Consider the following 25,502-nt stretch of genomic DNA (forward strand, 5'->3'; position numbering starts at 1 on the left):
ATGACCGATCAAGTCACGTTCACCATCGACGGCGTCGAAGTCACGGTCCCGAAGGGCACCTTGATCATCCGGGCCGCCGAGCAGCTCGGCATCGAGATCCCCCGGTTCTGCGACCACCCGCTGCTCGAACCCGCCGGGGCCTGCCGCCAGTGCCTCGTCGACGTTCCGGACATGGGCAACGGCCGCGGGATGCCCAAGCCCGCCGCCTCCTGCACGACCACCGCCATGGAGGGCATGGTCGTCAAGACCCAGCACACCAGCGAGGTCGCCAAGGAGGCGCAGGAGGGGATCATGGAGTTCCTCCTGATCAACCACCCGCTGGACTGCCCCGTCTGCGACAAGGGCGGCGAATGTCCGCTCCAGAACCAGGCCATGAGCACCGGCCGCACCGAGACCCGCATGGAGGCGGCGGACAAGCGCACCTACAAGAAGGCGCTGCCGATCTCCTCCCAGGTGCTGCTCGACCGCGAGCGCTGCGTGCTGTGCGCGCGCTGCACCCGCTTCTCCGACCAGGTCGCGGGCGACCCGTTCATCGAGCTGATGGAGCGCTCCGCGCTGGAGCAGGTGGGCGTCTACGAGGACGAGCCGTTCGAGTCCTACTTCTCGGGCAACACCGTCCAGATCTGCCCGGTCGGCGCGCTCACCGGCACCCAGTACCGCTTCCGCTCAAGGCCTTTCGACCTCGTTTCGAGCCCGAGCGTGTGCGAGCACTGCTCGGCCGGTTGCGCGCAGCGCTCGGACCACCGCCGCGGCAAGGTCCTGCGCCGCCTCGCGGGCGAGGACCCGGCGGTGAACGAGGAGTGGAACTGCGACAAGGGCCGCTGGGGCTCCTCCTACATCGAGGCCGCCGACCGCATCACGAAGCCGCTGATCCGCGACGAGGACGGCTCGCTCCGCGAGGCGTCCTGGCCCGAGGCCCTGCGCCGCGCGGCCGCCGGACTCAAGGACGCGGCCGGCGGGGTCGGCGTCCTGCCGGGCGGGCGGCTCACCGTCGAGGACTCCTACGCGTACGCGAAGTTCGCGCGGGTCGTCCTCGGCACCAACGACATCGACTTCCGCTCCCGTCCGCACTCCACTGAGGAGTCGGAGTTCCTGGCGCACGCCGTCGCGGGGGTCTACCCGTCGAGCGGCGCGGTCACCTACGAGGACCTGGAGAAAGCCCCCGTGGTCGTCACCGTGGGCCTCGAGGTCGAAGAGGAATGCCCGATCGCGTTCCTGCGCCTGCGCAAGGCGGTTCGCCAGCACGGCCAGCGCGTGCACGTGGTCGCGCCGTTCGCGACGCGCGGCACCGCCAAGCTCAACGGGAACCTCATCGAGGCCCTGCCCGGTGAGGAGGCCGAACTCCTCGACGGCTGGGTGCGCGGCGGCTTCGTGCGCGACGCCCTGGGCGAGGACGGCGCGGTCATCCTGCTCGGCGAGCGTCTCGCCACTGTGGAGGGCGCGTTCTCAGCGGCGGTCCGGCTGGCCAAGGCCACGGGCGCGCGCCTCGCATGGATTCCCCGGCGCGCGGGCGACCGCGGCGCGGTCGAGTCCGGTTGCCTCCCCGGGCTGCTGCCCGGCGGCGGCCTCGCCTCGTATGCGGCGGACCGCGAGCAGCTGGCCGAGTACTGGGGTGTCGAGGAACTGCCGGGCAATGACGGCCGCGGCGCCTGGGACATCCTGCAGGCCGCCGCGGACGGCGAGCTCGATGCCCTGCTCATCGGCGGCGTCGACCCGTACGACTTCGCGGACGGGCCCGCCGTTGAGGCGGCCCTCATCGCGGCCCGCTTCGTGGTCTCCCTGGAGATCCGGCACTCGGCCGTCACCCGCGTCGCTGACGTGATCCTGCCGGTGGCGCCGGTGACCGGCAAGCCCGGCGCGTACTTCGACTGGGAAGGTCGCCTGCGGACCTTCGACACGGTGATCCCCTCGGATCTCATGTCGGACCACGCGGTGCTCGACGCGCTCGCGGCCGCGATGGGCGTCGAGCTCGGGACGGCCGAGACCCGCACGGTGCGCGGGGAACTCGCGGGCCTCCCGGACCCGATCACACGCCAGCCCGCGCCGGACTGGAGCGCCGACCGCCCGGCCCACTCGCATGAGGACGGCAAGGCCATCCTCGCGACCTGGCGTCAGCTCCTCGACGGCGGTTCCCTCCAGGAGAACAACCCGCATCTCGCCGGTTGCGCGCCCGACCCGGTGGTGCGGTTGAGCGCCGCGACAGCGAAGGCGATCGGCGCGAGCGAGGGCAACGGTGTCACCGTGGCCACCGCGATCGGCGGGATCACCCTGCCGCTCAAGGTCACCGACATGCCCGAGGGCGTGGTCTGGCTGCCGCAGAACGCGCCGGGTCGCGGGATCTTCCGCCACCTCGGCGCCGGTTCGGGCGATGTGGTCACGATCCGCGCCTACCCGAACGTCCCTCGCCCCGCCGAGGCGGGAGAAGCCGTGGAGGCGGTCAAGTGATGAACGATCCGATCTGGCTCATGCTCGTCAAGGGCGTGCTCGTCTTCGTGGTGCTCGTGCTGCTGGTGCTCTTCACCATCTGGTACGAGCGGCGCGTGGTGGCGATCATGCAGGTGCGGCCGGGACCGAACCGCAACGGGCCCTTCGGCCTGCTGCAGTCGCTCGCGGACGGCCTGAAGCTGGCGTTCAAAGAGGACGTGATGCCGCGGACGGCCGACAAGGTCGTGTTCATCGCGGCCCCGGTCATCGCGGTGGCCTGCGCGTTCACGGCGTTCGCGGTGATCCCGTTCGGGCCCGAGGTGAACGTCTTCGGGATCGAGACGGAGCTGCAGCTCACCGACTTCGAGGTGAGCGTGCTGCTGATCCTGGCGTGCTCGGCGGTCGGCGTCTACGGCATCGTGCTCGCGGGGTGGTCCTCCGGTTCCACGTACTCGCTGCTGGGTGCGCTTCGCGCCGCGGCGCAGGTGATCTCGTACGAGATCGCGCTGGGCCTGGCGGTGCTGACGGTGTTCTTCCAGTCGCAGCTGATGTCGACCGGAGCGATCGTCGAGGCGCAGGCGCAGGGCCTGCCGATGAGCTTCGGCGGCGCTGAAGTCACGCTCCCGGGCTGGTACTTCATCATCCTCGCGCCGAGCTTCGTGATCTTCGTGATCTCGATGGTCGGCGAGACGAACCGCGCCCCCTTCGACCTCCCGGAAGCGGAGTCGGAGCTGGTGGCGGGCTTCGCGACCGAGTACTCGAGCCTGAAGTACGCGTCGTTCTTCCTGGCGGAGTACGTCAACATGGTCACGATGTCGGCCCTGTGCGTGACGCTCTTCCTGGGCGGCTGGGCCGCGCCGTTCCCGAACTCGTGGTGGCCGGGCGCGAACGAGGGCTTCATGCCGCTCGTCTGGTTCTTCGGGAAGGTCCTGGCGTTCCTGTTCTTCTACGTGTGGCTGCGCGGCACGCTGCCGCGTCTGCGCTACGACCAGTTCATGCGACTGGGCTGGAAGGTCCTCGTCCCGGTCTCCCTCGTCTGGCTCATGGTCCTGGCGGCCATGAACATCGGCCTCGACACCGAGAACGAGCTGCCCACCCGGATCGCCTTCGCGGGCGGTGCGGCGATCGTGGTCATGGCCCTGATCTTCTTCTGGCCCAACCGCAAGCAGTACGAGGAGCCCGCCGAGCCCGACACCGGCCTGGGCGGCTTCCCCGTCCCGCCGCTGGACCTCGCGGTCCCGCCGAACCCGCGGGCCCTCAAGGAACTCGAACCCGCGAATACATCAGCCGCGCCCATCAACGGCTCGCGCCCTACTGACAAGGGAGAGGAGGAGTAATGTCCGGTTTCGCAAAAGGCTTCGGCGTCACCTTCTCACACATGTTCAAGCCGAAGGTCACCGTGGACTACCCGGAGGAGCCTTCGAAGCTCCAGCCGCGGTTCCACGGCCGGCACGTGCTCAACCGCCACCCGGACGGGCTCGAGAAGTGCATCGGCTGCGAGCTGTGCGCCTGGGCCTGCCCGGCCGACGCGATCTATGTCGAAGGCGCGGAGAACACCGAGGCCGAGCGGTTCTCGCCCGGCGAGCGGTACGCCAAGACCTATCAGATCAACTACGCGCGCTGCATCTTCTGCGGCCTGTGCATCGAGGCCTGCCCGACCCGTTCGCTCACCATGAGCAACGAGTACGAGCTGGCCCGCGACGACCGGCGCGACCTCATCTTCACCAAGGAGGAGCTGCTCGCCCCGCTCATCGAGGGCATGGAGCAGCCGCCGCACCCGATGCGCCTGGGCGACAACGAGAAGGCGTACTACGCCTCGGGCCCGGACAATCCCGGCGCGAGCGAGGGCGCGGAGTTCTCGCTCACGGAGATGCTGGCGCAGAAGAACGGGGGCGCGCAGTGATCGACCTCGCGCAGACCGTCGCCCAGAACGCGTCGATGGGTGAATCGGTCTTCTTCTGGATCCTCGCGCCGATCGCGCTGGGTGGGGCCATCGGCCTCGTCCTGGCCCGCTCGGCGATCCACGCGGCGCTGATGCTGGCGATCACCATGATGTGCCTGGCGGTCTTCTACATCATGCAGGCCGCGCCGTTCCTCGGGTTCGTGCAGATCATGGTCTACACCGGCGCGATCATGATGCTGTTCCTCTTCGTGCTCATGTTCTTCGGGCGCGACTCGAAGGACTCCATGTTCGAGACGCTGCGCGGTCAGCGCCTCTTCGCCGTGGTCCTCGGCATCGGCCTGGCGGCGCTCCTGGCCTCGGGCCTCGCCCGCGCGGTCTCCGGCATGACGATCGCCGCGGACCCGCGCTGGGCCACCGGCGCCCAGTCGAACGTCGAGGCGATCGCCGAGGCGCTCTTCTCGACCTACCTGTTCCCGTTCGAGGTCGTCTCGGGCGTGCTCACCGTGGCCGCGGTCGGCGCTTTGATGTTCGCGCACGTCGCCAAGAAGGGCGGCCTGCGCGGACAGAAGGCGCACTCCCGCGAGCGGTTCGCCCCCGGCGTCTACCCGGGCCCCAAGCCCGGCCCCGGCGTGTTCGCGACCTCCGACTCGACCGCGACGCCCGCGCTGCGGCCGGACGGCTCGATCGAGCCCGCGTCGCTCTCGGCCTACGTGCCGCCGCGCCAGCTCACGGCCGCCGAGTCGGCCCCGAAGCACACCGAAGGGCGGGAGTCATGAGCCCCGAGTACTACCTGATCCTGGCCGCCGCGCTGTTCACGATCGGCGCGGTCGGCGTCCTGGTGCGGCGCAACTCGATCGTCGTGTTCATGTGCGTGGAGCTGATGCTCAACGCCGGGAACCTGACGCTGGTCACCTTCTCCCGCACCAACGGCAGCATCGACGGGCAGGTGATGGCGTTCTTCGTGATGGCCGTGGCCGCCGCCGAAGTCGTGGTGGGCCTGGCGATCATCATGGCGATCTACCGGTCCCGGCGCTCCGCCTCCGTCGACGACGCCAACCTGCTGAAGGCCTAGAGGGGACACAGTGGACGAAATCTCGTACGCACCGGCCGAAGGGCTCCTCTCGCTGGCGTGGCTGCTCATCGCCCTGCCCGCGTTCGGCGCCGCGGTCCTGCTGCTCGCCGGCCGCAGAGCCGACAAATGGGGCCACTGGCTCGGCGTCGCCACCATCGGCGGCGCCTTCGCGCTCGCCCTTGCGATGTTCAGCTCACTTGCGGGCCTTGACAACAAGAGCGCGAACCTCGACCTGTTCACGATCCTCTCGGTAGGGGACCTGGACATCGAGGCGAACCTGCTCTTCGACCCGTTGAGCGCGGTGTTCTGCCTGCTCATCACCGGAGTCGGCTTCCTCATCCACGTCTACGCGGTCGGCTACATGTCGCACGACCCCGGGCGCCGGAAGTTCTTCGCCTACTTCAACCTGTTCGCCGCCGCGATGCTCGTCCTCGTGCTCGGCGGCAACTACTTCATGACCTTCATCGGCTGGGAGGGCGTGGGCCTCGCCTCCTACCTCCTCATCGCGTTCTGGCAGCTCAAGCCCGCCGCCGCGACCGCCGGCAAGAAGGCCTTCCTCACCAACCGCGTGGCCGACGTCGGGTTCCTCCTGGCGATGTTCACGATGATCGGCGCACTGGGCACCGTGGACTTCGCGGAGGTCTTCAACGGCGCCGCCTCGCTCTCCACCGGCATGAGCCTCGCCATCGGGCTGCTGCTCCTCGCGGCGGCCTGCGGCAAGTCCGGCCAGTTCCCGTTCCAGACCTGGCTCCCGGACGCGATGGAGGGCCCGACCCCGGTCTCGGCCCTCATCCACGCGGCCACCATGGTGACCGCGGGCGTGTACCTCATCGCCCGCTCGCACGTCATCTTCAGCCTCAACCCCGACGTGCAGACGGCCGTCGTCATCGTCGGCGCCCTCACCCTCCTCTTCGGAGCGATCGTGGGCTGCGCCAAGGACGACATCAAGCGCGTCCTCGCCTGGTCCACGGTCTCGCAGATCGGCTACATGTTCCTCGCGGTCGGCCTCGGCGGCGGGGCGTTCGCGCTCGGCATCATCCACCTGCTCGCGCACGGCTTCTTCAAGGCCGGGCTGTTCCTCGGCTCCGGCTCGGTCATGCACGCCATGAACGACCAGACCGACATCCGCCGCTTCGGCGGCCTCTGGCGGAAGATGCCGCTCACCTACGCGACGTTCGCGGCCGGATGGCTCGCGATCATCGGCCTGTTCCCGTTCTCGGGCTTCTGGACCAAGGACCCGATCATCGCCTCCGCGTTCGCCCGCGAAGGCTGGCAGGGCTGGGTCGTCGGCGGCGCGGCGCTCCTGGGCGCCGCTCTGACCGCGTTCTACATGACCCGCGTCTTCGTGCTCACCTTCCACGGCCCCAAGCGCTGGACCCCAGATGTCCACCCGCACGAGTCCCCGGCGATCATGACCGTGCCCCTGATCCTGCTGGGTCTCGGCTCGCTCGGCGCCGGCGGCCTCATGGCCTCCTCCGTCACCACCTGGCTCACCCCCGTCTTCGGTGAGTCCCATGAGGTCCACGGCCACCTGAGCCACGCCCAGGTCACCGTCGCCACCACCATCGTGGTGGTCCTCGGCGCCGGCCTCGGCTGGTTCCTCTTCCGGGGCGGCACCGACGAAGTGCCGCACGCCGCCGCCTGGCCGGTGCGCGCCGCGCGCGCCGACCTCGGCGGCGAGGCCGTCAACCGCGGCCTCTTCGAACGCCCGAGCCGCCTGGCAGCCAGCGCTTCGGTCGCCATGGACGGCCGGGTCGTCGACGGCGCCGTGAACGGCCTGTCCGCGGCGATCGGCGGCACGTCGCGCCGACTGCTCGTGATGCAGACCGGTTTCGTGCGCTCCTATGCCCTGTCCATTCTGTCCGGCGCCGTCATCGTGGTGGCCGCGCTCATGGTGGTGGTTATCCAGTGAACGAACTCCCGTTGCTGTCGGCGCTGGTCGCCGTGCCCCTGATCGGGGCGGTGGTGGTCGCGTCGATCCGCCGTGAGAGAGCCGATGTGGCCCGGTGGACCGCACTCGGCTTCTCCGGACTGGTCGCCGTGATCGCCGCGCTCGTGGCGATCGGCTTCGACTACGCCGAGGGCGCGCCGTGGCTCCAGTTCACGGAGTCCTATGCGTGGGTCGAGGCCTGGGATCTGAACCTGTCGTGGGGGGTCGACGGCATCGCGCTGCTCATGGTCCTGCTCACGGTGGGGCTGACGCCGATCGCGATGCTCGCGGCCTGGCGGGACCTGGACGCGGTGAAGCGCTCGGTCCCGGCGTTCTTCGCGCTCATCCTCGCGCTCGAAGCGGCGATGCTCGCGACCTTCCTCGCCTCGAACGTGCTGCTGTTCTACTTCTTCTTCGAAGCGATGCTCGTGCCGATGTACTTCCTCATCGGCTCGTACGGGACCGGCCCGAAGAAGCAGTACGCGGCGGTGAAGTTCTTCCTGTACTCGCTGCTGGGCGGCCTGTTCATGCTCGTGGCCGTCATCAGCCTGTGGGTGAACAACGGCGGCGTCTTCGACTGGCAGACCCTTGTGGACACTGAGCCGATGGCGGCCGGGACGCTGCAGAACTGGCTGTTCCTCGGCTTCTTCATCGCGTTCGCGATCAAGGCCCCGTTCTTCCCGTTCCACACGTGGCTCCCGGACGCGGGCGGTGCGGCGCCTGCCGCGGTCGCCGCGCTGCTGGTCGGCGTGATGGACAAGATCGGGACGTTCGCGATCCTGCGCTACTGCCTGCCGCTGTTCCCCGATGCGACGCAGACCTTCGCGCCCTGGATCATCGGCATGAGCGTCATCGGCGTCGTCTACGCCGCGTTCGTCGCGATCGGGCAGACGGATCTGAAGCGGCTCGTCGCCTACACCTCGATCGCCCACTTCGGATTCATCGGCCTCGGGATCTTCGCGTTCACGCAGGCCTCTGCGACGGGCGCCGTCCTCTACATGTTCAACCACGGCCTGGCGACGGGCCTGCTGTTCATCGTGGTCGGCTTCCTCGCGATCCGCCGCGGGTCCGCGCAGATCGCCGACTACGGCGGGGCCGCCAAGACCCTGCCGGTGCTCGCCGGGATCTTCCTGTTCGCCGGGCTCGCCTCGCTCTCGCTGCCGGGTACGGCACCGTTCATCTCGGAGTTCCTGGTCCTGTTCGGCGCCTTCACCGGCAACGAGCCGGTCGCGGTCGTCGCGACCCTGGGCATCATCCTGGCCGCCGCGTACGTGATCTGGATGTACCAGCGCACCATGCAGGGCGACCGGAACCCCGCGCTCGACAAGGTGCCCGCGATGAAGCGCGACCTCACCGTGCGCGAGAAGGCGCTCGTCGCGCCGCTGGTGATCGCGATCCTCGGCTTCGGGCTCTTCCCGCAGCCGCTGATCGACGCGGTCGAGCCGGCCGTGGACAACACGCTCCTCTTCATCTCGGGTTCGCCTGAGGACCTGCCCGCCGCCGAAGGAGTCACCAATGAATGAGGCCCAGCAAGCGGGGCTCCAGATCGACTGGGCCGGCCTGGCCCCCATGATCATCGTGTTCGTCGCGGCCTTCCTCGGACTCCTCGTCGAGGCCGCGGTCCCGAAGGGCCGCAGGCTGGTCGTGCAGGTGTCCCTCGCGGTGCTCGCCCTCGCCGCGGCGTTCGCCGCAGTGGTCCTGAACGCGGGCAAGAACAGTGCCGCCTTCGAGATCGAAGGGGTCGGGATCGGCTCGGTCGTCCTCGACGGCCCCGGCCTGTTCCTCCAAGGCACCTTGGCGATGCTCGCGATCATCGCGGTCCTGCTCCTCGCCGAGCGCCGCACCACGCGCGGCGGCGACTTCGTCGCCGAGGCCGCCGTGGTCGCCGACTCGGCCGCGGACAAGGCCCAGCGGCGCGAGGACGGCGCGACGGAGATCTTCCCGCTGACGCTCTTCGCCGTCGGCGGCATGATGATGTTCGTGACCGCGGGCGACCTGCTCACGATGTTCGTCGCCCTCGAGATGCTCAGCCTCCCGCTGTACCTGCTGTGCGGCCTCGCCAAGCGCCGCCGCCTCATCAGCCAGGAGGCCGCGCTCAAGTACTTCCTGTTGGGCGCCTTCGCTTCCGCGTTCTACGTGTACGGCATGGCCATGCTCTACGGCTTCGCGGGCACGGTCGATCTCGCGGGCATCAACCAGGCGGGCACCGACTCGGGCCAGCCGCGCATGTTCCTGTACATCGGCGTGGCGATGATCGCGGTGGCGATGCTCTTCAAGGCCGCGGCGGTCCCGTTCCACATGTGGACGCCCGATGTCTACACGGGCGCGCCGACCCCGGTCACCGCCCTGATGGCGGCCTGTGTGAAGGTCGCGGCCTTCGGCGGGCTGCTGCGGGTGTTCAACGTGGGCCTCGCGTCCTCGGCCTGGGACTGGCACCTGATCCTCACGGTGATCGCCGTGGCGACGATGCTGGGCGGCGCGATCTTCGCCGTGACGCAGCGGAACATCAAGCGGCTCTTGGCGTACAGCTCGATCGCCAACGCGGGCTACCTCCTCATCGGAGTGATCGCCCTCGGCGAGGCGGTCGGCCAGACCATGTTCTACCTGGCCGCCTACGGCTTCACCGTGATCGCCGCCTTCGCGGTGGTCTCGCTCGTGCGCGACGGCGACGAAGAGGCGACCCACCTGGCCCGCTGGGCCGGGCTCGGCAAGAAGTCCCCGGGCACCGCCGTGGTCGTCACGGTCCTCATGCTCGCCTTGGCGGGCCTGCCGTTCACGAGCGGGTTCACCGCCAAGTTCAGCCTGTTCACCGCCGCGCTCCAAGCGGACGAACTCGGCCTCGTGATCGTCGGCGTGATCTCCTCGGCGATCCTGGCGTTCCCGTACTTGAAGGTGGTCGTCCTGCTCTGGCTCAACGAGCCCGCGCCCGACGCCCCCACGGTCAACCTGCCGAGCCCCATGGCAGGCACCGTCGTCGCCGCGGGCGTCGCCGCCACGATCATCCTCGGTGTGGCGCCCGGCTTCCTCCTCGACATCGTCGACCAGGCCAGCACCTTCCTGAACACCTAGCGAGCCGAGCGGAAAGCCGCGGGGAGCCGATGCTCCCCGCGGCTTTCCGGTTCTCAAAGGACCGTCAAGTCGATCTCGGCAAGGGCCGACTCGTCGGCCACGGCGTGGATCTCGGCGATGCGGTCGCCCTCGAAGCGCACGGTGAACAGCATGATGACCTTGCCGCGCGGGGCGAAGACGATGCCCGGTTCGCCGTTGAGGAGCACCGGGCGGGCCAGCACGGCCTGGCCCTTGAAGGCCTCGGCCACGGCGACCGCGCCGGTGAGACCGGTCCTGGCGCTCAGGAGACTGGCCGCGTCGTCAAGGCGCATGGTCACATTCGGGTCCAGCAGCGACAGGAGCGTTGCGAACTCGCCGTCCCGCGAGGCCTGAAGGAACGCCTCAACGGCTTGGAAGCGCCGCTTCCGGTTCCCATCCACAGTTGACGTCCCGCGCACTCGCTGGCGGGCGCGGCTGGCGAGGCGCTGCGTGGTCTCGGGGCTGCGTTCCACGATCGGGGCGATCTCCGCGAACGGCACCGCGAACATGTCGTGGAGGACGAACGCCAGGCGCTCGACCGGCGATAGCGCGTCGAGGACGACGAGCATCGCCAGACCCACCGAATCCGCGAGCTGCGCCTCCTCTTCAGGATCGACTCGAGGCCGCAGGCGAACCTCCGCATCGTCGAGGGCCTCCTCCCGGCGGGCCTTGCGGGACCGCAGCATGTCCAGGCACACCCGGCTCACCACGGTGGTCAGCCACCCGGCCGGGTTCTCGATCCCGGTGGCGTCCGCCCGAGAAGCCTTGATCCAGGCCTCCTGGACGGCGTCCTCGGCCTCGCTCAGCGACCCGAGGATCCGGTAGGCGACCGCGCGGAGATGCGTCCGGTGGGCCTCGAAAGCCTCCGCCGCAGAATTTTCTTCGGTCATCCGTCTGGTTCTTCCGTCGAGGTCCGTCAAAGAGATGCAAGGCCAATTCCGACACGGAGCGAGAAGGAAATCAACCATGGGAGCCAACATGACGCAGCCGTCACAGACCTCGGTCCTCATCACCGGCGCCAACAAGGGCCTCGGCCTCGAAGCCGCCCGCCGCCTCGGACACATGGGCTGGAAGGTCTTCCTCGGGTCACGCGACGAGGAACGCGGCCGCGAAGCCGTCGCGAAACTGGCCGCCGAAGGAGTGGACGCGATCCTCGTCCCGCTCGACGTGGCCTCGGACGAATCGGTGGCCGCCGCCCTCACGATCGTCCGCGAGCACACCGAATCCCTCGACGTCCTCATCAACAACGCCGGCAACCCCGGCCACTTCGTCGCCCCCGAACTCGCGACCGCCGAAGAACTCCACGGCGTCTACGACACCAACGTGTACGGCCCGGTCCGGGTCACGCACGCGTTCCTGCCGCTGCTCCAAGCCGCCGAGAACCCGCGGGTGATCATGGTGTCGAGCGGCGGCGGCTCGTTCGCGGTCATCACCGACCCGACCCAGCCCGTCGCCAGCATGCACGAACTCGCCTACAGCTCTTCGAAAGCCGCCCTCAACATGGTCACCGTCCGCTACGCCCAGGCGCTCCCCGGTATCAAGTTCAACGTCGTCACCCCCGGCGAGGTCGCCAACCGCAAGTTCGCCGCCACCGACATGAACGGCCACCGCGGCCAGCTCACCGTCACCGAAGGCACCGACCCCTTCATCGAACTCGCCACCATCGACGCCGACGGCCCCACCGGCATCTTCATCGACCGCCTCGGCCCCGTCGCCTGGTTACAGGCAAAAAGCCGCGGGGAGCATTCGCTCCCCGCGGCTTTGTCGTACGAGGGCTAGCTGACCTTGACCGCTTCGTGCTCGGCGGTGCTGGTGAGTTCGCGGTCGATCTCTTCGAAGAGCTCTTCGGCGGCGAACCAGGCCCTGGAGGCCCGGGTGCGCAGGAGGAGCAGGGCCACCGTCGGGAACGAGCCGCAGACGACGAGCATCGCGGCGGCGCTGATGAAGAAGGGCGCTTCATCGGGGAACGTGGCGAAGTACGCGCGCCCGAGGATCCACAGGTACATCGCGGCCGGGACGATCGCGAGGGCCCACCAGGCGGCCTTGACCGCGTGGGCCCGGCGCTTGCCGAGGCGGGTGGCGATGAAGGGCATCGAGACCGTGACCGCGACGCTGAGCAGGATCGTGACCAGCCGTTCGAGGTCGATCGAGCCGATGACGTCCAGCATCGTGTCGTGGCTGGAGGAGGAGTTGGTCGCGTCGAAGAGGAAGCGCACACCGATCGAGTAGATCAGCAGGATCGCGGCGAACTGGAGCCAGATGACGCCTTGCGCGGCGAGGACGGACTTCGGCTTGGCAGAGGGCCCGTGGTTTCTGGGTCGCACTGCGCTCCCTTCTCGGCCGCGAACGCGGTCCGAAGGATCGCCCGGCGGACTGCGAAGTCGACGCCGGGTCGGCTGAGCTAAAGGCACGGCTCGCATGCTTCGCCGCGGCTGGGGGCGCCGCTTCCTGGGGAAAGCGACCTTTGAACGATAGCGAACGCCGGCCACCCGCGGGGACCCGGTGCGAGCCAGAACACGTTGCGTGTTCGTATCGTTTCACCTTGACAGTCATAATTCTGATAGCTACTGTCAAATGACAGTTACTTCCAGAATTGAGGCGCCATGGCACCCGCATCCACCCGCCGCCGCTGGTGGGCCCTCCTCTCGCTCCTGTTCGGCCTGCTCGTCGTCGGGCTCGACGTCACGATCCTCAACGTCGCCCTGCCGACCCTCGCCGTCGACCTCGACGCCTCCACCGCCGAACTCCAGTGGATCGTCGACGCCTTCATCGTGGCGCTCGCCGCCCTGCTGCTACCCGCCGGACTCCTCGGCGACCGGCTCGGCCGCAAGAAGGTCCTCCTCGCCGGACTCGCGATCTTCGGCGCGGCCTGCGCCCTCGCCACCGCAGCCGACTCGGTGGGCGTGCTCATCGCCGCCCGCGCCCTCATGGGCGTCGGCGCGGCCGTGGTCATGCCCGTGTCGATCGCCGTGGTGCCCAGCATGTTCAGCGGCGCCGAACGCACCCGCGCCGTCGCGCTCCTGACCGCCGGCATGGCGATCGGCCTGCCGCTCGGCCCGCTCCTCGGCGGCTGGCTCCTCGAGCACTACTGGTGGGGCTCGGTGTTCCTCATCAACCTGCCGCTCATCGTGATCGGCTTCTTCGCCATCGCCTTCCTGCTCCCCGAATCCACCGACCGCAGCGCCCCGCGCCTCCAGCCGTTCGCCACCTTCGCAGCTGTGCTCGGCTTGGCCGCGCTCGTGTACGGCCTCATCGAGGCGCCCGTCGACGGCTGGCTCTCCCCGGCCACGCTCATCGGCGGCATCGGCGGGCTCGCCCTGATCGTGCTGTTCGTGGTCTCGCAGGCCCGATCCGCCGCGCCCATGGTCGACCTCGGACTGTTCCGAGACCGGGCCTTCCTCTGGGGCTCGGTCATCGCCACCGCCGCCTCGATGCTCATGATGGGCACGCTCTTCCTAGTGCCGCAATATCTGCAGATCGTCGAGGGGCACAGTGCCTTCGGGACCGGCCTGCGGTTGCTGCCGATGATCGGCGGCCTCATGGTCGGCGGCCTCGGCGCCGAACGGCTGGCCGCCCGGTTCGGCTACCGCGCCACTGTGATCAGCGGTCTGATCCTCAGTGCTGCTGGATGCCTCGCCGCCACTGCCACCGACCCCGGCACGGGTTTCGGCCTGGTCGGCCTGTGGCTCGGCGTCCTCGGCGCGGGCTTCGGCATGTCCCTCGTGCCCGCGACGGACGCGGTCCTCGCGGCGCTCCCGCCCGACCGCGCCGCGATCGGCTCGGCCCTGATGCAGACGCTGCGCCAGACGGGCGGCGCGATCGGCGTGGCCGTGCTCGGGTCGATCGCCTCCAGCGTCTACCGGTCGGAACTCGACCTGCCGCCGCTCCCGGCCGAGGCCGCGGCCGCAGCCGAGGATTCCGTGGCCGGTGCCGCCGCGGTCGCCGAGGCGCTCGGCTCGCCGGAGGCCGCGCAGAGCGCCTTCAACGCGTTCACCGACGGGATGGGCGCGGTGTTCCTGGTCTGCGCCGTGCTCGCCGTCGTGGTCGCGTTCGCGGCGGGCCCGAGGTTCCCGAAGCGGCCCGAAGCGAGCGAGGCACAATCGCAGCATGAACCGTCCCGGGCTGCGTGAGCGCAAGAAGATCGAGACCCTGCACCGGTTGCAGGAGGAGGCCCTGCGGCTCTTCGACGAGCAGGGCTACGACGAGACGACGATCGAGCAGATCGCCGCGGCCGCGGGCGTCTCCCCCTCGACCTTCTACCGCTACTTCCCGGTGAAAGAGGACGTGGTCGTCCAGGACGAGTTCGACCCGCTCATCGTGAACGTCTTCGAGAGCCAGCAGGAGGGGACCGCGCCGCTCGAAGCGCTGCGCGCGGTCCTCGCCGCGCTCTTCGCGGAGTTCACTGAGGAGGACATCGAACGCGTGCGACGCCGCGTGCGGATGATCTTCGCGGTCCCGGCCCTGCGCGCCCGCCAGGTCGGGCAGTCCGACGCCACCGAGCGGCTGCTGGCCGAGATGGTCGCCGAGCGTTCGGGCCGCTCGCCTGATGAGCTGGAAGTCCGGCACTTCACCGCGCTCGTCGTCGCTTCATGGACCGTGGCCATCAGCGCCTGGGCCGAAACCGAAGGCTCGAAAGACGACCTCGCCGCCAACCTCGACAAATGCCTCGCCCACCTCGAAGCGGGTGCCCCGCTCTGACAGCCGATTCAGCACGGGGAAGCGAAGCGGCCGCTGCGTGAAGCGGCGGCGAAGGCCGCGCAGTGAGTTACGTCGTCCAGTGGGAACCGGTCGTGGTCGCGCAGGTCTCACGGTTCACGGCAACGCACGCCAGCGAGCTCGAAGAGCTCTTGGCGTTCCTTGACCTGCTGGAGGAGGACCCGCGGCCGACGGGCTCGGTCGCATGGGGGCCGGACTACCGGCGCGCCCGCGTGGAGGGTGCTCTACAGGATCGACGTCATCGGCATCGAGAATGCAGAGCAGACCGAAAGCTCGTGAGACCGCCGGTGAGCGCGGGTCCCGGGCCGGGGCCGCTGAATTAGGCGTCGCGTTCGATCATGTAGTCGCAGATGTCGACCAGGGCCTTCTGGGCCGGGCCGTCGGGGAGCGCCTTCGCGAGAGCGCGGGCCCGTTCCTGGTACTGCAGGAGGGTCGCCCGCGCCTTCTCCAGGGCCTTCGAGTTCCGCAGGAGCTCCAGGGCTTCGGGGAGGTCGGCTTCGGAGACCGGGTTCGCGACGAGTTCGCGCAGGCGGGCGTCCGCCGGGTCGTCGTCGGCGAGGGCGTAGAAGACCGGCAGCGTCGGCACGCCTTCGAGGAGGTCCGTGCCCGGAGTCTTGCCGGACGAGTCCGAGGCGATGTCGATGATGTCGTCGGCGATCTGGAACGCCACGCCGATGACCTCGCCGAACTCCTCGGCCGTCGCGATGGTCTCCTCAGCGGCCCCCGCGAACCACGCGCCGAACTTGGCGCACGTGGCGATGAGCGACCCGGTCTTCTCGGAGAGGATCTCGAGGTGCCATTCGACCGCGTCGATGCCTTCGGGCTGCGGCATGGTCTCGTTGATCTGGCCCCGCACGAGCCGCGCGAACGTGGCGGCCTGGAGGCGCACCGCCTCGATGCCGAGGTCGGCCATCATCTGCGCGGCCTGGCTGAACAGGTAGTCGCCGGTGAGGATCGCGACCGAGTTGTCCCAGCGGGCGTTCGCGCTCGGGGCCCCGCGGCGAACGAGCGCCTCGTCCATCACGTCGTCGTGGTACAGCGTCGCGAGGTGCGTGAGCTCGAGCGCGACGGCGGCGTCGAGGATGCCCGGCCGGGACGGATCGCCGAAGTGCGCGCACGCGAGGGTGAGCATCGGGCGGAAGCGCTTCCCCCCGGCGCGGATGAGGTGGGACCCGGACTGACGCAGCAGCGGCTGGTCGGTGTCGACGGCTTTGAGCAGTCGTTCCTCGACGAGATCGAGCGAAGCTCGGATCTCTTCGGCGAAGGCCTCGTCGGAGAAGGTCAGCGCGGTCTGGGCGCGTCGGGTGGTCACCACAGCCTCACCTTATCTTGTACACCGCCCGGACTGCTCGGCACGGGAAGAGGTAGTCGCGCGCGCCGCAACGAGGAACGTCAATGCGCGAGGCGTTTGCCGACCATACTGCCCGCCACGATGAACAGGGCCGACGCCGCCATCGACGCGACCGTGGCCGTCCACCCGACGCCCCATCCGAAGTTGTCGACGATGAGCCCGAAGCAGATCGGCCCCACCGCTCCGCCGAGGAAGATCCCGGTCTGCGTCACCGAGGTCGCCAGCGCCGGTGCGTCCGCGTAGCGCTGGACGACGGCGTGGTTCATCAGCCCCGGCCAGGCCCACCCGAGCCCGTACGCGGCGGCGGTGCCGATCGGCAGCAGCCACGGCAGCTCGAACAGGTACGTGGCGAGTCCGGCGGCGCCGGCGGCGAGCATGAGCGCGATGATCTGGAACTCGCCGCCTTTGCGCACGTCGGCGAGGGCGCCGAAGCCGGTGCGGCCGATGACGCCCGCGATGCCGCCGACCATGAGGACCAGGCCCGCGTAGCTCTCCGAGCCGCCGATGTCGACGGTGAAGGTGGTGGCGAACGAGCCGATGGGCGTCGCGGCGAGCGAGCCGAGGAAGGTCGCGACGGCGAACAGCAGCAGCTGCGGGTCGAAGGACCGCGCGCCTTGGACCTTGGGCCGCACGGAGGGCCGGCCGAGTCCGGCGAGCGGGATCAGCGCGAGCAGCACCAGTCCGGCGCCGATGACGAACGCCCAGCGCCATCCGAGCGTCAGTGCGACGAGCGGGACGCTGAGCCCGCCGAGCATGGTGCACAACGGCACCGAGGCCTGTTTGGCGCCGAACAGGAGTCCGCGGCGGCCTTGCGGCGCCCATTCGCTGAGGACCGTGTTCGAGGCGAGCTGCCCGAGACCGTTCGCGGGCGCGCACAGCACCATGAACACGGTGAGCACGATCGGGTCGTGGGCGAAGGCGGCGACGCCGAGGAGCCCGGCGGCGGACATCGCGATCGCGACCCGCGCGGTCACGAGGGCGCCGAACCGGTCGACGAGCCGCCCGGACGGCACGGTCGTCATGGCGGTGACGGCGAAGTAGATGCCGGAGATCCAGCCGATCGCGCTGAGGCCCATGCCGAGTTCGCCGGTGATCTGCACGGCGAGTCCTCCGAAGAGGAAGAGCGGGAGGACGGCGGCGACCTGGACGGTCATGGCGGCGGTGACGGTGGTCGCGGTCCGGGGTCGGGGTCGGGTGGGCGCGGAGATGGACACGATGGCAACCGTACCCGCTTATCTGATAGCCGATCGCATGCTCACAAGTGAGGATTGCACTCGTGCGTGTCCCCCATTCGCGGGATCCGTCTTGACCCGCCCACACAACGTGTGCGACTGTTGCCTCTGAACGACGGCCTTCCCAACTGCAGAGCTTTACGACAGTCGACTTCGGCCCCACCGGTCGCGCGTCACCCCGCGGTTCCCCTTGGAACCGCCGCAACGTCTTGGCTCCCAAGGGCTTCGGGGGTAGGCGAAACGCGGCGGCCCTGGTGGGAGGGAGCCGCCGCGTTTCGTTTATTCGAATGTCCGCGGCAGCGACGAGGAAGTTTGGTGGGGACTCGACGCCGTCGCCGCGGTTTGTCCGCGACCGGCGCGAGCCGGACCGCGAACGGTGCTGACACATAGATACTGCCTTGTACTCGACGGTGACGCAACCGGCTCTTGTTTATATAGTTAGAACACGGCCGGTCCGACCGGCGCCGGACCCGGCGCCCCAGGTCGGATCAACTGGTGCAAATTGGAGCGGCGGCATGGTGGAGCAGCGGCGACCAGGGGACGAACCGCAGAGCGGCGTCCCGAACTACAAGAGCGCGCCCAGGCAGCGGGCGTCCAGGAACCGGCCCGCGCCCCCGGACCACAAGCCCGCCAAGGGCGCCTCGGCGGCGAGCGCCTTCCCGAGCTCGCCGAGCGAGCCGACCAAGATGATCCAGAGCGTCCAGAGGGCACTGCGCATCATGGAGCTCGTGGGCAACCATCCCGGCGGTGTCACCGCCCCGCGCATCGCCTTCGAGTGCGGCCTCAACCGGGCCACCGCCTACAACCTGCTGCGCACGCTCGTCTACGAGAACTATCTGCGCCGCGACGAGAACGGCCGGTACACGCTCGGCCTCGAGGTCTCCGACCGCTACTCCGAGCTCACCCGCGCCATGGCCGGGCCGCGCACCTGCGGCGAGTTCATGCGCCGCATGTCGACCGAGACCGGCTACTCGACGTTCATCGCCCGCTTCGTGGAAGGCCGCCCGGCCGTCACCGACGTCATCGAAGGCCACCGCAGCCCGCACGTGGAAGAGCTCATCGTCGGCTTCGACGACGGCGCCCACGCCACCGCGCTCGGCAAAGCGCTCCTCGCCACCCTCCAGCCGCACGACCGGGCACGCTTCCTCAAGACCGCCGGGATGCGCCCGTTCACCCGCCGCACCCTCATCGAACCGGACGCCCTCGAATACGACCTCGCCGTCTACGGCGAGTCCGGGGTGTACGCCGAGATGGGCCAGTTCCGCGAAGGCGTCGGATGCGCGGGCGTCGTCGTCCGCGAAGGGGCTTCGCCGAACGAGCGCATCGTCTTCGCCGTCGCCCTCCCGCTCGAGGAGATCCGCACCTCCTGGCCGATCCTCACGCAGCGCCTGCGCGACGCCGCCGCCGAACTCGAACCGCTCCTGTAGACAACCCCGCCTGGGAAGGCACGCGTACTCAGGGAGTCGAAGACGCTTCGACTTCACCTGAGAGGAACGCGGATCGATGCTACGCAAGACCCGGGCCGCAGGCGCCCTCGTCGCCGCACTGGCCCTGGCGGCCGCTGCCGCCTGCTCGGACGACGCGAAAGGCGGCGGCGGGGACGCCGCCTCCGATGGCGAGAGCGCGGAGTTCGAAGCGCCGCGGCTGGTCGACATGGTCAACGAGAGCAACCGGCTGCTGTACGAACTGGAGTCCGCGGAAGGCCGGATCGTCCAGGCCTGCTTGGAGGACGGCGGGTTCACCGTCCACGACCAGTGGCAGTTCTGGATCTCCGAACCCGAAGAGCAGGACGAACTGTACGGCGCCGACGACTGGGGGAGCTGGCTTCCGTCTGTCGAGGAGGCCTCCAAGTACGGTCTCGGCGCGTGGATGCACGCCGAAGGCGCCGACCCCGATGAGGTCGACGAATACGCGGACTACAAGGGCTACGAGCTCGAGTCCGGCCTGACGGGGGAAGGCCCGGAGGGCGCCGGCATGCCCGACAACAGCGCATTCGAGGCCCTCGACCCCCAGGAGCAGTACGACTGGTACGTGGCCTACCAGGGCGAGGCGGCCGCGCTGGACGAGCACGGCTACCTGATCGGCGAGGAGGGCGAAGTGGCGAGCGACGACGACGAGATCTACACCGGCGACGAATTCGCCTACGTGCAGCCCGAACCGGGCGGATGCCTGCGCGAGATGATCGACGCGCTCTACGACGACCTGCGACTGGTCGAGGACCCCGAAGGCAGCAAGGTCCGCGGCGCGTACTGGCACTACCGCCCCGTGAACCCCGTCGACGACTTCGCGAACGCGGAGGACTCCCAGATCATGTACGACGAGGCGATCGCCCCGGTCCAGGTCGAACTGGTCGACTGCCTCGCCGAGCACGGACTCCACGGCTGGGAGTTCGACGAGGAGGGCTCGCTGCCGATCAGCGACTACTTCTACGAGCTCTACGAGGGCACGGCCGACGTCCACGACCACCCGAACCTGCCCGATGACGCCCCGACCGATTTCGAAGGCAAGAAGGCCTTCGAGATCGCGTTCGCCGTCGAGCTCGCCGAATGCGGGGACGAGACCGGCTTCCGGGAGACCGCCGAGCAGGCGTGGGCCGACTCCCAGGAGGCGTTCTACGTGTCGATCGAGACCGCGACGTACGCCTGGCAGGAGGGGGTCCGCGCGATCCTGACCAAGGCCCAGGAAGCGCTCCAAAGCTAAGCGGCGCAACCCGAAGCGACCCCAACGACAGCGGGCCGGACCTCGAAAGGCCCGGCCCGCTCGTCGTTGCGGTTCTAGAGCACGGTCCAGGTGTCGCCCGAGTGCAGGAGCCGCTCGAGGGCCTCCTTGCGGTCGACGCCCGTCGCGGCCTCGTCGACCTGGGTGCGCACGCCCGCGTCGTACGTGGGCCGCTTGACGTTGCGGAACACGCCGATCGGGGTGTGGTCGAGCGCGATGCCCGAGAGCCGCGACAGCGCGAACGCGTAGGCCGGGTCGTCGACGTCGGCCTTGTGCACGACCACGTCGGCCTCGTCCACTTCGGAGGCGTCCTTGACCTGGAGTCCGTAACCGGACTGCACGACGACCTTGTCGCCGAAGGCGATCGGCTCGCCGTCCTGGAGCCGGATGATCGACTCGTCGCGGGTCTCCGGGTTCTTCAGGACCTCGAACGCGCCGTCGTTGAAGATCGGGCAGTTCTGGTAGATCTCGACGAACGCGCTGCCCTCGTGCTCGGCCGCGGCCCGCAGGACTTCCTGCAGGTGCGCCCGGTCGGAGTCGAGGGTGCGGGCCACGAACGTGGCCTCGGAGCCCAGCGCCAGCGACAGCGGGTTGAACGGCGAGTCGACCGAGCCCATCGGGCTCGACTTGGTGAGCGTGCCCGGCCCGGAGGTGGGGGAGTACTGGCCCTTGGTGAGGCCGTAGATCCGGTTGTTGAACAGCAGGATCTTCAGGTTCACGTTGCGGCGCAGCGCGTGGATGAGGTGGTTGCCGCCGATCGACAGGGCGTCGCCGTCGCCGGTGACGACCCACACCGACAGGTCCGGGCGGGAGACCGCCAGGCCCGTGGCGATGGCCGGGGCGCGGCCGTGGATCGAGTGCAGCCCGTACGTGTTGAGGTAGTACGGGAACCGCGAGGAGCAGCCGATGCCGGAGATGAACGCGATCTTCTCGCGTTCGAGGCCCAGCTCGGGCAGGAAGGACTGGACGGCGGCCAGGATGGCGTAGTCGCCGCAGCCGGGGCACCAGCGCACCTCCTGGCTCGACTTGAAGTCCTTGGCCTTCAGCTTGGGGGCGTCGAGCTTGACGTCAGCCATTCTTGATGACCTCCTCCAGGGCGTCCTGCAGTTCGTTGGAGGTGAACGGCAGCCCGCGCACCTTGTTGTAGCCGACCACGTCCGTGCCGGGGAAGTTGTGGCGCAGCAGCATCGTGAGCTGCCCCAGGTTCATCTCGGGCACGACGACGCGGTCGTAGCGCGCGAGGACCTCGGCCGTGTTCTTCGGCATCGGGTTGAGGTAGCGCAGGTGCGCGCGGGCGATCGGGACGCCCTTGTCCCGCAGGCCGCGCACGGCCGCGCCGATCGGGCCCCAAGTGGAGCCCCAGCCGAGCACGAGCGTGGTCGCCTCGCCTGAATGCGGGTCGTCCAGTTCCAGGTCCGGCACGTCGACGCCGGCGATCTTCGCCGCGCGGGTGCGCACCATGAAGTCGTGGTTCTCCGGGTCGTACGAGATGTCACCGGTCTTGTCGGCCTTCTCGATGCCGCCGATGCGGTGCTGGAGGCCGGGCGTGCCGGGGACGGCCCACGGGCGCGCGAGCGTCTCGGGGTCGCGCTGGTACGGCAGGAAGACCGGCTCGCCGGCCTTGTCGACGCCGTTCGGCTCGGTCGCGAACTCGACGGAGATGTCGGGCAGCTCGGCGGTCTCGGGGAGGCGCCACGGCTCGGCGCCGTTGGCGATGTAGCCGTCCGAGAGGACCATGACCGGGGTCCGGTAGTGGAGCGCGATGCGCGCGGCTTCGAGCATGATGTCGTAGCAGTCCGAAGGGGACTGCGGTGCGAGGACCGCGATCGGGGCCTCGCCGTGGCGGCCGAACATGGCCATCACGAGGTCGGCCTGCTCGGTCTTGGTCGGCAGGCCCGTCGAGGGCCCGGCGCGCTGCACGTCGACGACCAGGAGCGGCAGCTCCAGGGAGACGGCGAGCGAGATGGTCTCCGACTTGAGCGCGATGCCCGGGCCCGAGGAGGTGGTGACGCCGAGCGCCCCGCCCCACGAGGCGCCGAGGGCCGCGCCGACGGCCGCGATCTCGTCTTCGGCCTGCACGGTGGTCACGCCGAAGCGCTTGTGCTTCGAGAGCTCGTGCAGGATGTCGCTGGCCGGGGTGATCGGGTACGCGCCGAGGAACACCGGGAGGCCGCTCGCGACACCGGCGGCGGTGATGCCCCAGGCCAGGGCCTGGTTGCCGGTGATGTTGCGGTAGGTGCCGGCGTTGAGCTTGGCCGGCGGGATCTCGAAGCGCACGGCGAACGCCTCGGTGGTGTCGCCGTAGTTCCACCCGGCCTTGAGCGCGGCGATGTTCGCCTCCGCGATCGTGGGCTTGGCCTTGAACTTGCCGCGCAGGAACTCTTCGGTGGCCTCGGTCGGGCGCGAGTACATCCATGAGACGAGCCCGAGCGCGAACATGTTCTTCGAGCGCTCGGCGTCCTTCTTCGAGACGTCGAAGTCCTTGAGCGCCTCGATGGTGAGGGACGCGAGGGCCACGGCGTGCACCTGGTAGTCCTCGAGCGTGTCGTCTTCGAGCGGGTTCGCGTCGTAGCCGACCTTGGTGAGGTTGCGCTTGGTGAACTCGTCGGTGTTGACGACGATGGTGCCGCCCGGCTTGAGGTCGCGCAGGTTCGCCTTGAGCGCCGCGGGGTTCATCGCGATGAGCACCTCGGGCTGGTCGCCCGGCGTGAGGATGTCGGTGTCCGCGAAGTGGATCTGGAAGCTCGACACGCCGGGGAGGGTGCCGGCGGGGGCCCGGATCTCGGCGGGGTAGTTGGGGAGGGTCGACAGGTCGTTGCCGAGTTTGGCGGTCTCCGCAGTGAAGCGGTCACCCGTGAGCTGCATCCCGTCGCCGGAGTCCCCTGCGAAGCGGATGACGACCCGGTCGAGCTGCCGGACGGTATTCACCTAGATCTCCTCATGCGAGTTCTGGGGCACGCAAGGACTGCGGCGTTTCGGATCGGGGAGCGGGGGCTCCGCCGTGTCTGCTACTTGCGATGCTACGCGGGCGTCACGTCGCGGTGCCAACCCTGCGACGCGGGCGCGATGTAGGCGACACCACTTTGCGCGATCTGACTCACATGCTGAGACGAGCCGGGGTCCGCAGTGACCTGGACCTCTTGTTTCGGCTTTCCTCAGACCGCTTTCACGGCCGACCGCCGTCCCGGATCGTGGACGCCGAACGCGTCGGACGACACGCCGGAGTCGGCAATCCGACCCCGGTTCGTGTCTCCTATCAGGACCCGCTGGAGGCCGTCGTCTCGGCGGACGGGTCCGCCGTCGGCGTCTCGGCCGGGGCCGGGCTGCTGGTGCTCTCGGTGGGCGTCGGCTCGGTGGTCTCGTCCTCCACGACACGGGCGAACGCCTCGGTCTCGGGGTCCCACACGTACTTGAACTCGCCGGTGTACTCGGGGGAGTTCGCGTCGCTCGCGTCGACGGTGACGACGCCTTCCGCGACCGACACCAGCGAGACGGTGCCCTCGATCGAGTACGGCTCCCACACCCAGCCGAGCTGCTCGAGCGCGGTGCCGTCCTCGTTCCAGGCGAACGAGGCGACGCCCGCGAAGTACACGGCGTCGGAGGGGTCCTGCCGGCATTCGAGCACGGCCGTCACGTCGCCGTCGCCGTCGCCGTTCACGTCGCCGCGCACCGGCCCGACGCCCGCTTCGGCGTCGAACGCGATCGTCCAGGCCGTCTCGTCGGCGAACGTCCAGTCCTCCTGCAGGCCGAAGGCCCCGGCCCCGCAGGCCTCGCCCATGGCGCCGGGGTCGGTGATGACCAGCGTCGTCTCGGCGGGGATCGTGACCTCTTCGGTCGGGTCCTCGCCGCCGGAGGAGTGCGGGCTCACCGGGTCGCCGAGGCTGTAGCTCGGCGAGTCGTCCGAGGTCGAGACCTCGGCCGAGGTGTTCTCGGTGCCGGAGGGCTCCGGGCCGAACGCGATCGGGCCGATGGTCTGGGCCACGGCGAAACCGCCCGCGGTCACAGCGGTGCACGCGCCCGCGATCGCGGCCAGCGACACGAGCCGGCGGCGGCGCTGCGCGGCCGGGGCGCGCCCGAGCAGCTCGTTGACCGGCGGCGGCGGGAACTGCGCGGAGGCGTCCGCCTTCAAGCTCGCGAACGCCGCTGCGACCTTGTCGTTCTCAGGGTCGACGGTCATGAGCGGTCCTCCTTCACGGAAGCTCGGCGGTTCGCGGATCGGGCACCGGGGATGGCGCGCTTGATGCGGATCGGCATGGTGTCGGGGTCGGCCTCGGCGGTCTTCACGGCCTTGGCCGGTTTCGCGTCGGCGGCTTCATCGGTGAGCAGCGCGGCGAGCTCCTTGCGCCCGCGGTGCAGCCAGGACTTGACGGTGCCCTCTTTCGCGCCGGTCGCCGCCGCGATCGCGTTCACCGTCATGTCGGCCATGTAGTGCATGACGAGCGCCTGGCGCCGTTTGGCGGGCACCAGCTTCAGTGCGGCGACGAGCGCGACGTGGTCGGGGCTCGCGGCCGGAGACAGCTCCGGCGCGGAGGACTTCTGGAGGAACTTGCGCGCCACCTGGTTGCGGCGGTGCCGACTCGTGGCGAGGTTCCACGCGACGCGGCGCACCCACGCGACCGGCTCCTCGTAGGCGCCGACCTTGTCCCATCGCTGCCACGCCCGCAGGAACGCCTCCTGCACGAGGTCCTGGGCTTCGGTGGCGTCGCCGAGGTAGGCGCAGACCTGGGCCGCGAGCTCCGAGAAATGCTTCTCGTAGAGGTCGGTGAACTCCGCCTCCGTTCGCACATCCGCTCCAGCGCAGGTAGGTGGGACAAGGGAATCTTCCGGGTCATCGCCTTCGTGCCCGGCGGCAACTATTGTCGCGTTCGCGAAGGCGGAGATGCGAGGCGGGGTCGTTATGTCGACAATCCTCTCAACGACCGGACCGGCCGGGACGTCGAAGACGTCGCCGAAGTCCACGGGCCGGTCGAGCAGCATCGTGCCCGACTCGGCACGGCCCCGGGTCAGCGTCGGTGCGCCGGCGGCGGTCATGTGCGGTGATCCCTTTTCCTGTTACCTGTGCGTACGCG

General features: G+C 69.5%; 21 protein-coding genes. 13 read left to right on the top strand and 8 right to left on the bottom strand.

All coding sequences use genetic code 11. The annotated features are described in order from the left end of the window. From O1R50_RS13000 to nuoN, 8 genes are read left to right on the top strand one after another with little or no spacing between them, the layout of a single operon-like run. Positions 1-2,445, top strand: a complete 2,445-nt coding sequence (locus O1R50_RS13000; RefSeq protein ID WP_270110490.1) for an NADH-quinone oxidoreductase subunit G — start codon at positions 1-3, stop codon at positions 2,443-2,445. After that, positions 2,445-3,761, top strand: a complete 1,317-nt coding sequence (nuoH, locus tag O1R50_RS13005) for an NADH-quinone oxidoreductase subunit NuoH (RefSeq protein WP_270110491.1) — start codon at positions 2,445-2,447, stop codon at positions 3,759-3,761. Before O1R50_RS13000 ends, nuoH begins: the two co-directional genes overlap by 1 nt. After that, entirely contained in the window at positions 3,761-4,327 is a 567-nt protein-coding gene (nuoI, locus tag O1R50_RS13010) for an NADH-quinone oxidoreductase subunit NuoI (RefSeq protein ID WP_270110492.1), read from the top strand. Before nuoH ends, nuoI begins: the two co-directional genes overlap by 1 nt. After that, positions 4,324-5,103, top strand: a complete 780-nt coding sequence (locus O1R50_RS13015; protein WP_270110493.1) for an NADH-quinone oxidoreductase subunit J — start codon at positions 4,324-4,326, stop codon at positions 5,101-5,103. The genes nuoI and O1R50_RS13015 overlap by 4 nt, the downstream gene beginning before the upstream one ends. Further along, a complete protein-coding gene (nuoK, locus tag O1R50_RS13020; RefSeq protein WP_205324127.1) occupies positions 5,100-5,399 on the top strand; it encodes an NADH-quinone oxidoreductase subunit NuoK in 300 nt (99 codons plus the stop codon). Before O1R50_RS13015 ends, nuoK begins: the two co-directional genes overlap by 4 nt. Before the next feature lie 10 nt (positions 5,400-5,409). Beyond that, complete coding sequence (gene nuoL, locus O1R50_RS13025; RefSeq protein WP_270110494.1) at positions 5,410-7,311, top strand: NADH-quinone oxidoreductase subunit L; 1,902 nt, start codon at positions 5,410-5,412, stop codon at positions 7,309-7,311. Further along, positions 7,308-8,852 (top strand): NADH-quinone oxidoreductase subunit M, encoded by a 1,545-nt coding sequence (locus O1R50_RS13030; RefSeq protein WP_270110495.1) that lies wholly within the window; start codon positions 7,308-7,310, stop codon positions 8,850-8,852. The genes nuoL and O1R50_RS13030 overlap by 4 nt, the downstream gene beginning before the upstream one ends. Continuing rightward, entirely contained in the window at positions 8,845-10,398 is a 1,554-nt protein-coding gene (gene nuoN / locus O1R50_RS13035) for an NADH-quinone oxidoreductase subunit NuoN (protein WP_270110496.1), read from the top strand. Before O1R50_RS13030 ends, nuoN begins: the two co-directional genes overlap by 8 nt. 53 nt (positions 10,399-10,451) lie before the next feature. Here the strand turns inward: nuoN and O1R50_RS13040 are convergent, their stop codons facing one another. Further along, the gene (locus tag O1R50_RS13040; RefSeq protein ID WP_270110497.1) at positions 10,452-11,306 is read right to left on the bottom strand and encodes a sigma-70 family RNA polymerase sigma factor; all 855 of its coding nucleotides are present in this window, start codon (positions 11,304-11,306) and stop codon (positions 10,452-10,454) included. Positions 11,307-11,394: 88 nt separating this feature from the next. Between O1R50_RS13040 and O1R50_RS13045 the strand changes: the two genes are divergently transcribed. Further along, positions 11,395-12,195: an SDR family NAD(P)-dependent oxidoreductase gene (locus O1R50_RS13045; protein ID WP_270110498.1), complete on the top strand. Its 801-nt coding sequence runs from the start codon at positions 11,395-11,397 to the stop codon at positions 12,193-12,195. Here O1R50_RS13045 and O1R50_RS13050 read toward each other — a convergent pair. Then, on the bottom strand, positions 12,192-12,740 hold the full coding sequence (locus O1R50_RS13050; RefSeq protein ID WP_270110499.1) for a hypothetical protein: 549 nt from the start codon (positions 12,738-12,740) through the stop codon (positions 12,192-12,194). The genes O1R50_RS13045 and O1R50_RS13050 overlap by 4 nt on opposite strands. 279 nt (positions 12,741-13,019) lie before the next feature. Here O1R50_RS13050 and O1R50_RS13055 point away from each other — a divergent pair, with 279 nt between their 5' ends. Then, positions 13,020-14,546: a DHA2 family efflux MFS transporter permease subunit gene (locus tag O1R50_RS13055; protein ID WP_270110500.1), complete on the top strand. Its 1,527-nt coding sequence runs from the start codon at positions 13,020-13,022 to the stop codon at positions 14,544-14,546. Continuing rightward, on the top strand, positions 14,524-15,114 hold the full coding sequence (locus tag O1R50_RS13060) for a TetR/AcrR family transcriptional regulator (protein WP_270110501.1): 591 nt from the start codon (positions 14,524-14,526) through the stop codon (positions 15,112-15,114). The genes O1R50_RS13055 and O1R50_RS13060 overlap by 23 nt, the downstream gene beginning before the upstream one ends. A gap of 337 nt (positions 15,115-15,451) precedes the next feature. Here O1R50_RS13060 and O1R50_RS13065 read toward each other — a convergent pair whose 3' ends face one another. Beyond that, positions 15,452-16,447, bottom strand: a complete 996-nt coding sequence (locus tag O1R50_RS13065; protein ID WP_408612686.1) for a polyprenyl synthetase family protein — start codon at positions 16,445-16,447, stop codon at positions 15,452-15,454. 77 nt (positions 16,448-16,524) lie between these two features. Next, on the bottom strand, positions 16,525-17,697 hold the full coding sequence (locus tag O1R50_RS13070) for an MFS transporter (protein WP_270110503.1): 1,173 nt from the start codon (positions 17,695-17,697) through the stop codon (positions 16,525-16,527). Positions 17,698-18,401: 704 nt separating this feature from the next. Between O1R50_RS13070 and O1R50_RS13075 the strand changes: the two genes are divergently transcribed. Both O1R50_RS13075 and O1R50_RS13080 read left to right on the top strand, forming a co-directional pair. Next, the gene (locus tag O1R50_RS13075) at positions 18,402-19,142 is read left to right on the top strand and encodes an IclR family transcriptional regulator (RefSeq protein WP_408612688.1); all 741 of its coding nucleotides are present in this window, start codon (positions 18,402-18,404) and stop codon (positions 19,140-19,142) included. Positions 19,143-19,218: 76 nt separating this feature from the next. Beyond that, positions 19,219-20,415: a hypothetical protein gene (locus O1R50_RS13080; RefSeq protein WP_270110505.1), complete on the top strand. Its 1,197-nt coding sequence runs from the start codon at positions 19,219-19,221 to the stop codon at positions 20,413-20,415. Positions 20,416-20,489: 74 nt separating this feature from the next. Here O1R50_RS13080 and O1R50_RS13085 read toward each other — a convergent pair whose 3' ends face one another. The 4 genes from O1R50_RS13085 to O1R50_RS13100 form a co-directional block, all read right to left on the bottom strand. Continuing rightward, on the bottom strand, positions 20,490-21,509 hold the full coding sequence (locus O1R50_RS13085; RefSeq protein WP_270110506.1) for a 2-oxoacid:ferredoxin oxidoreductase subunit beta: 1,020 nt from the start codon (positions 21,507-21,509) through the stop codon (positions 20,490-20,492). Beyond that, entirely contained in the window at positions 21,502-23,361 is a 1,860-nt protein-coding gene (locus tag O1R50_RS13090) for a 2-oxoacid:acceptor oxidoreductase subunit alpha (protein WP_270110507.1), read from the bottom strand. The genes O1R50_RS13085 and O1R50_RS13090 overlap by 8 nt, the downstream gene beginning before the upstream one ends. Positions 23,362-23,689: 328 nt before the next feature. Next, on the bottom strand, positions 23,690-24,610 hold the full coding sequence (locus O1R50_RS13095) for a hypothetical protein (RefSeq protein WP_270110508.1): 921 nt from the start codon (positions 24,608-24,610) through the stop codon (positions 23,690-23,692). Next, complete coding sequence (locus O1R50_RS13100) at positions 24,607-25,464, bottom strand: RNA polymerase sigma factor (RefSeq protein ID WP_270110509.1); 858 nt, start codon at positions 25,462-25,464, stop codon at positions 24,607-24,609. Before O1R50_RS13100 ends, O1R50_RS13095 begins: the two co-directional genes overlap by 4 nt. Between the last annotated feature and the right edge of the window lie 38 nt (positions 25,465-25,502).

Source organism: Glycomyces luteolus, from assembly GCF_027622875.1.
GTDB lineage: Bacteria > Actinomycetota > Actinomycetes > Mycobacteriales > Micromonosporaceae > Glycomyces > Glycomyces luteolus.

Excerpts from the sequence above, each read along its gene's own strand:
- O1R50_RS13000 (WP_270110490.1), top strand. The coding sequence starts at position 1 with ATGACCGATCAAGTCACGTTCACCATCGACGGCGTCGAAGTCACGGTC.
- nuoH (WP_270110491.1), top strand. The coding sequence starts at position 2,445 with ATGAACGATCCGATCTGGCTCATGCTCGTCAAGGGCGTGCTCGTCTTC.
- nuoI (WP_270110492.1), top strand. The coding sequence starts at position 3,761 with ATGTCCGGTTTCGCAAAAGGCTTCGGCGTCACCTTCTCACACATGTTC.
- nuoK (WP_205324127.1), top strand. The coding sequence starts at position 5,100 with ATGAGCCCCGAGTACTACCTGATCCTGGCCGCCGCGCTGTTCACGATC.
- nuoN (WP_270110496.1), top strand. The coding sequence starts at position 8,845 with ATGAATGAGGCCCAGCAAGCGGGGCTCCAGATCGACTGGGCCGGCCTG.
- O1R50_RS13040 (WP_270110497.1), bottom strand. The coding sequence starts at position 11,306 with ATGACCGAAGAAAATTCTGCGGCGGAGGCTTTCGAGGCCCACCGGACG.
- O1R50_RS13045 (WP_270110498.1), top strand. The coding sequence starts at position 11,395 with ATGACGCAGCCGTCACAGACCTCGGTCCTCATCACCGGCGCCAACAAG.
- O1R50_RS13055 (WP_270110500.1), top strand. The coding sequence starts at position 13,020 with ATGGCACCCGCATCCACCCGCCGCCGCTGGTGGGCCCTCCTCTCGCTC.
- O1R50_RS13060 (WP_270110501.1), top strand. The coding sequence starts at position 14,524 with ATGAACCGTCCCGGGCTGCGTGAGCGCAAGAAGATCGAGACCCTGCAC.
- O1R50_RS13075 (WP_408612688.1), top strand. The coding sequence starts at position 18,402 with ATGATCCAGAGCGTCCAGAGGGCACTGCGCATCATGGAGCTCGTGGGC.
- O1R50_RS13080 (WP_270110505.1), top strand. The coding sequence starts at position 19,219 with ATGCTACGCAAGACCCGGGCCGCAGGCGCCCTCGTCGCCGCACTGGCC.
- O1R50_RS13085 (WP_270110506.1), bottom strand. The coding sequence starts at position 21,509 with ATGGCTGACGTCAAGCTCGACGCCCCCAAGCTGAAGGCCAAGGACTTC.
- O1R50_RS13095 (WP_270110508.1), bottom strand. The coding sequence starts at position 24,610 with ATGACCGTCGACCCTGAGAACGACAAGGTCGCAGCGGCGTTCGCGAGC.
- O1R50_RS13100 (WP_270110509.1), bottom strand. The coding sequence starts at position 25,464 with ATGACCGCCGCCGGCGCACCGACGCTGACCCGGGGCCGTGCCGAGTCG.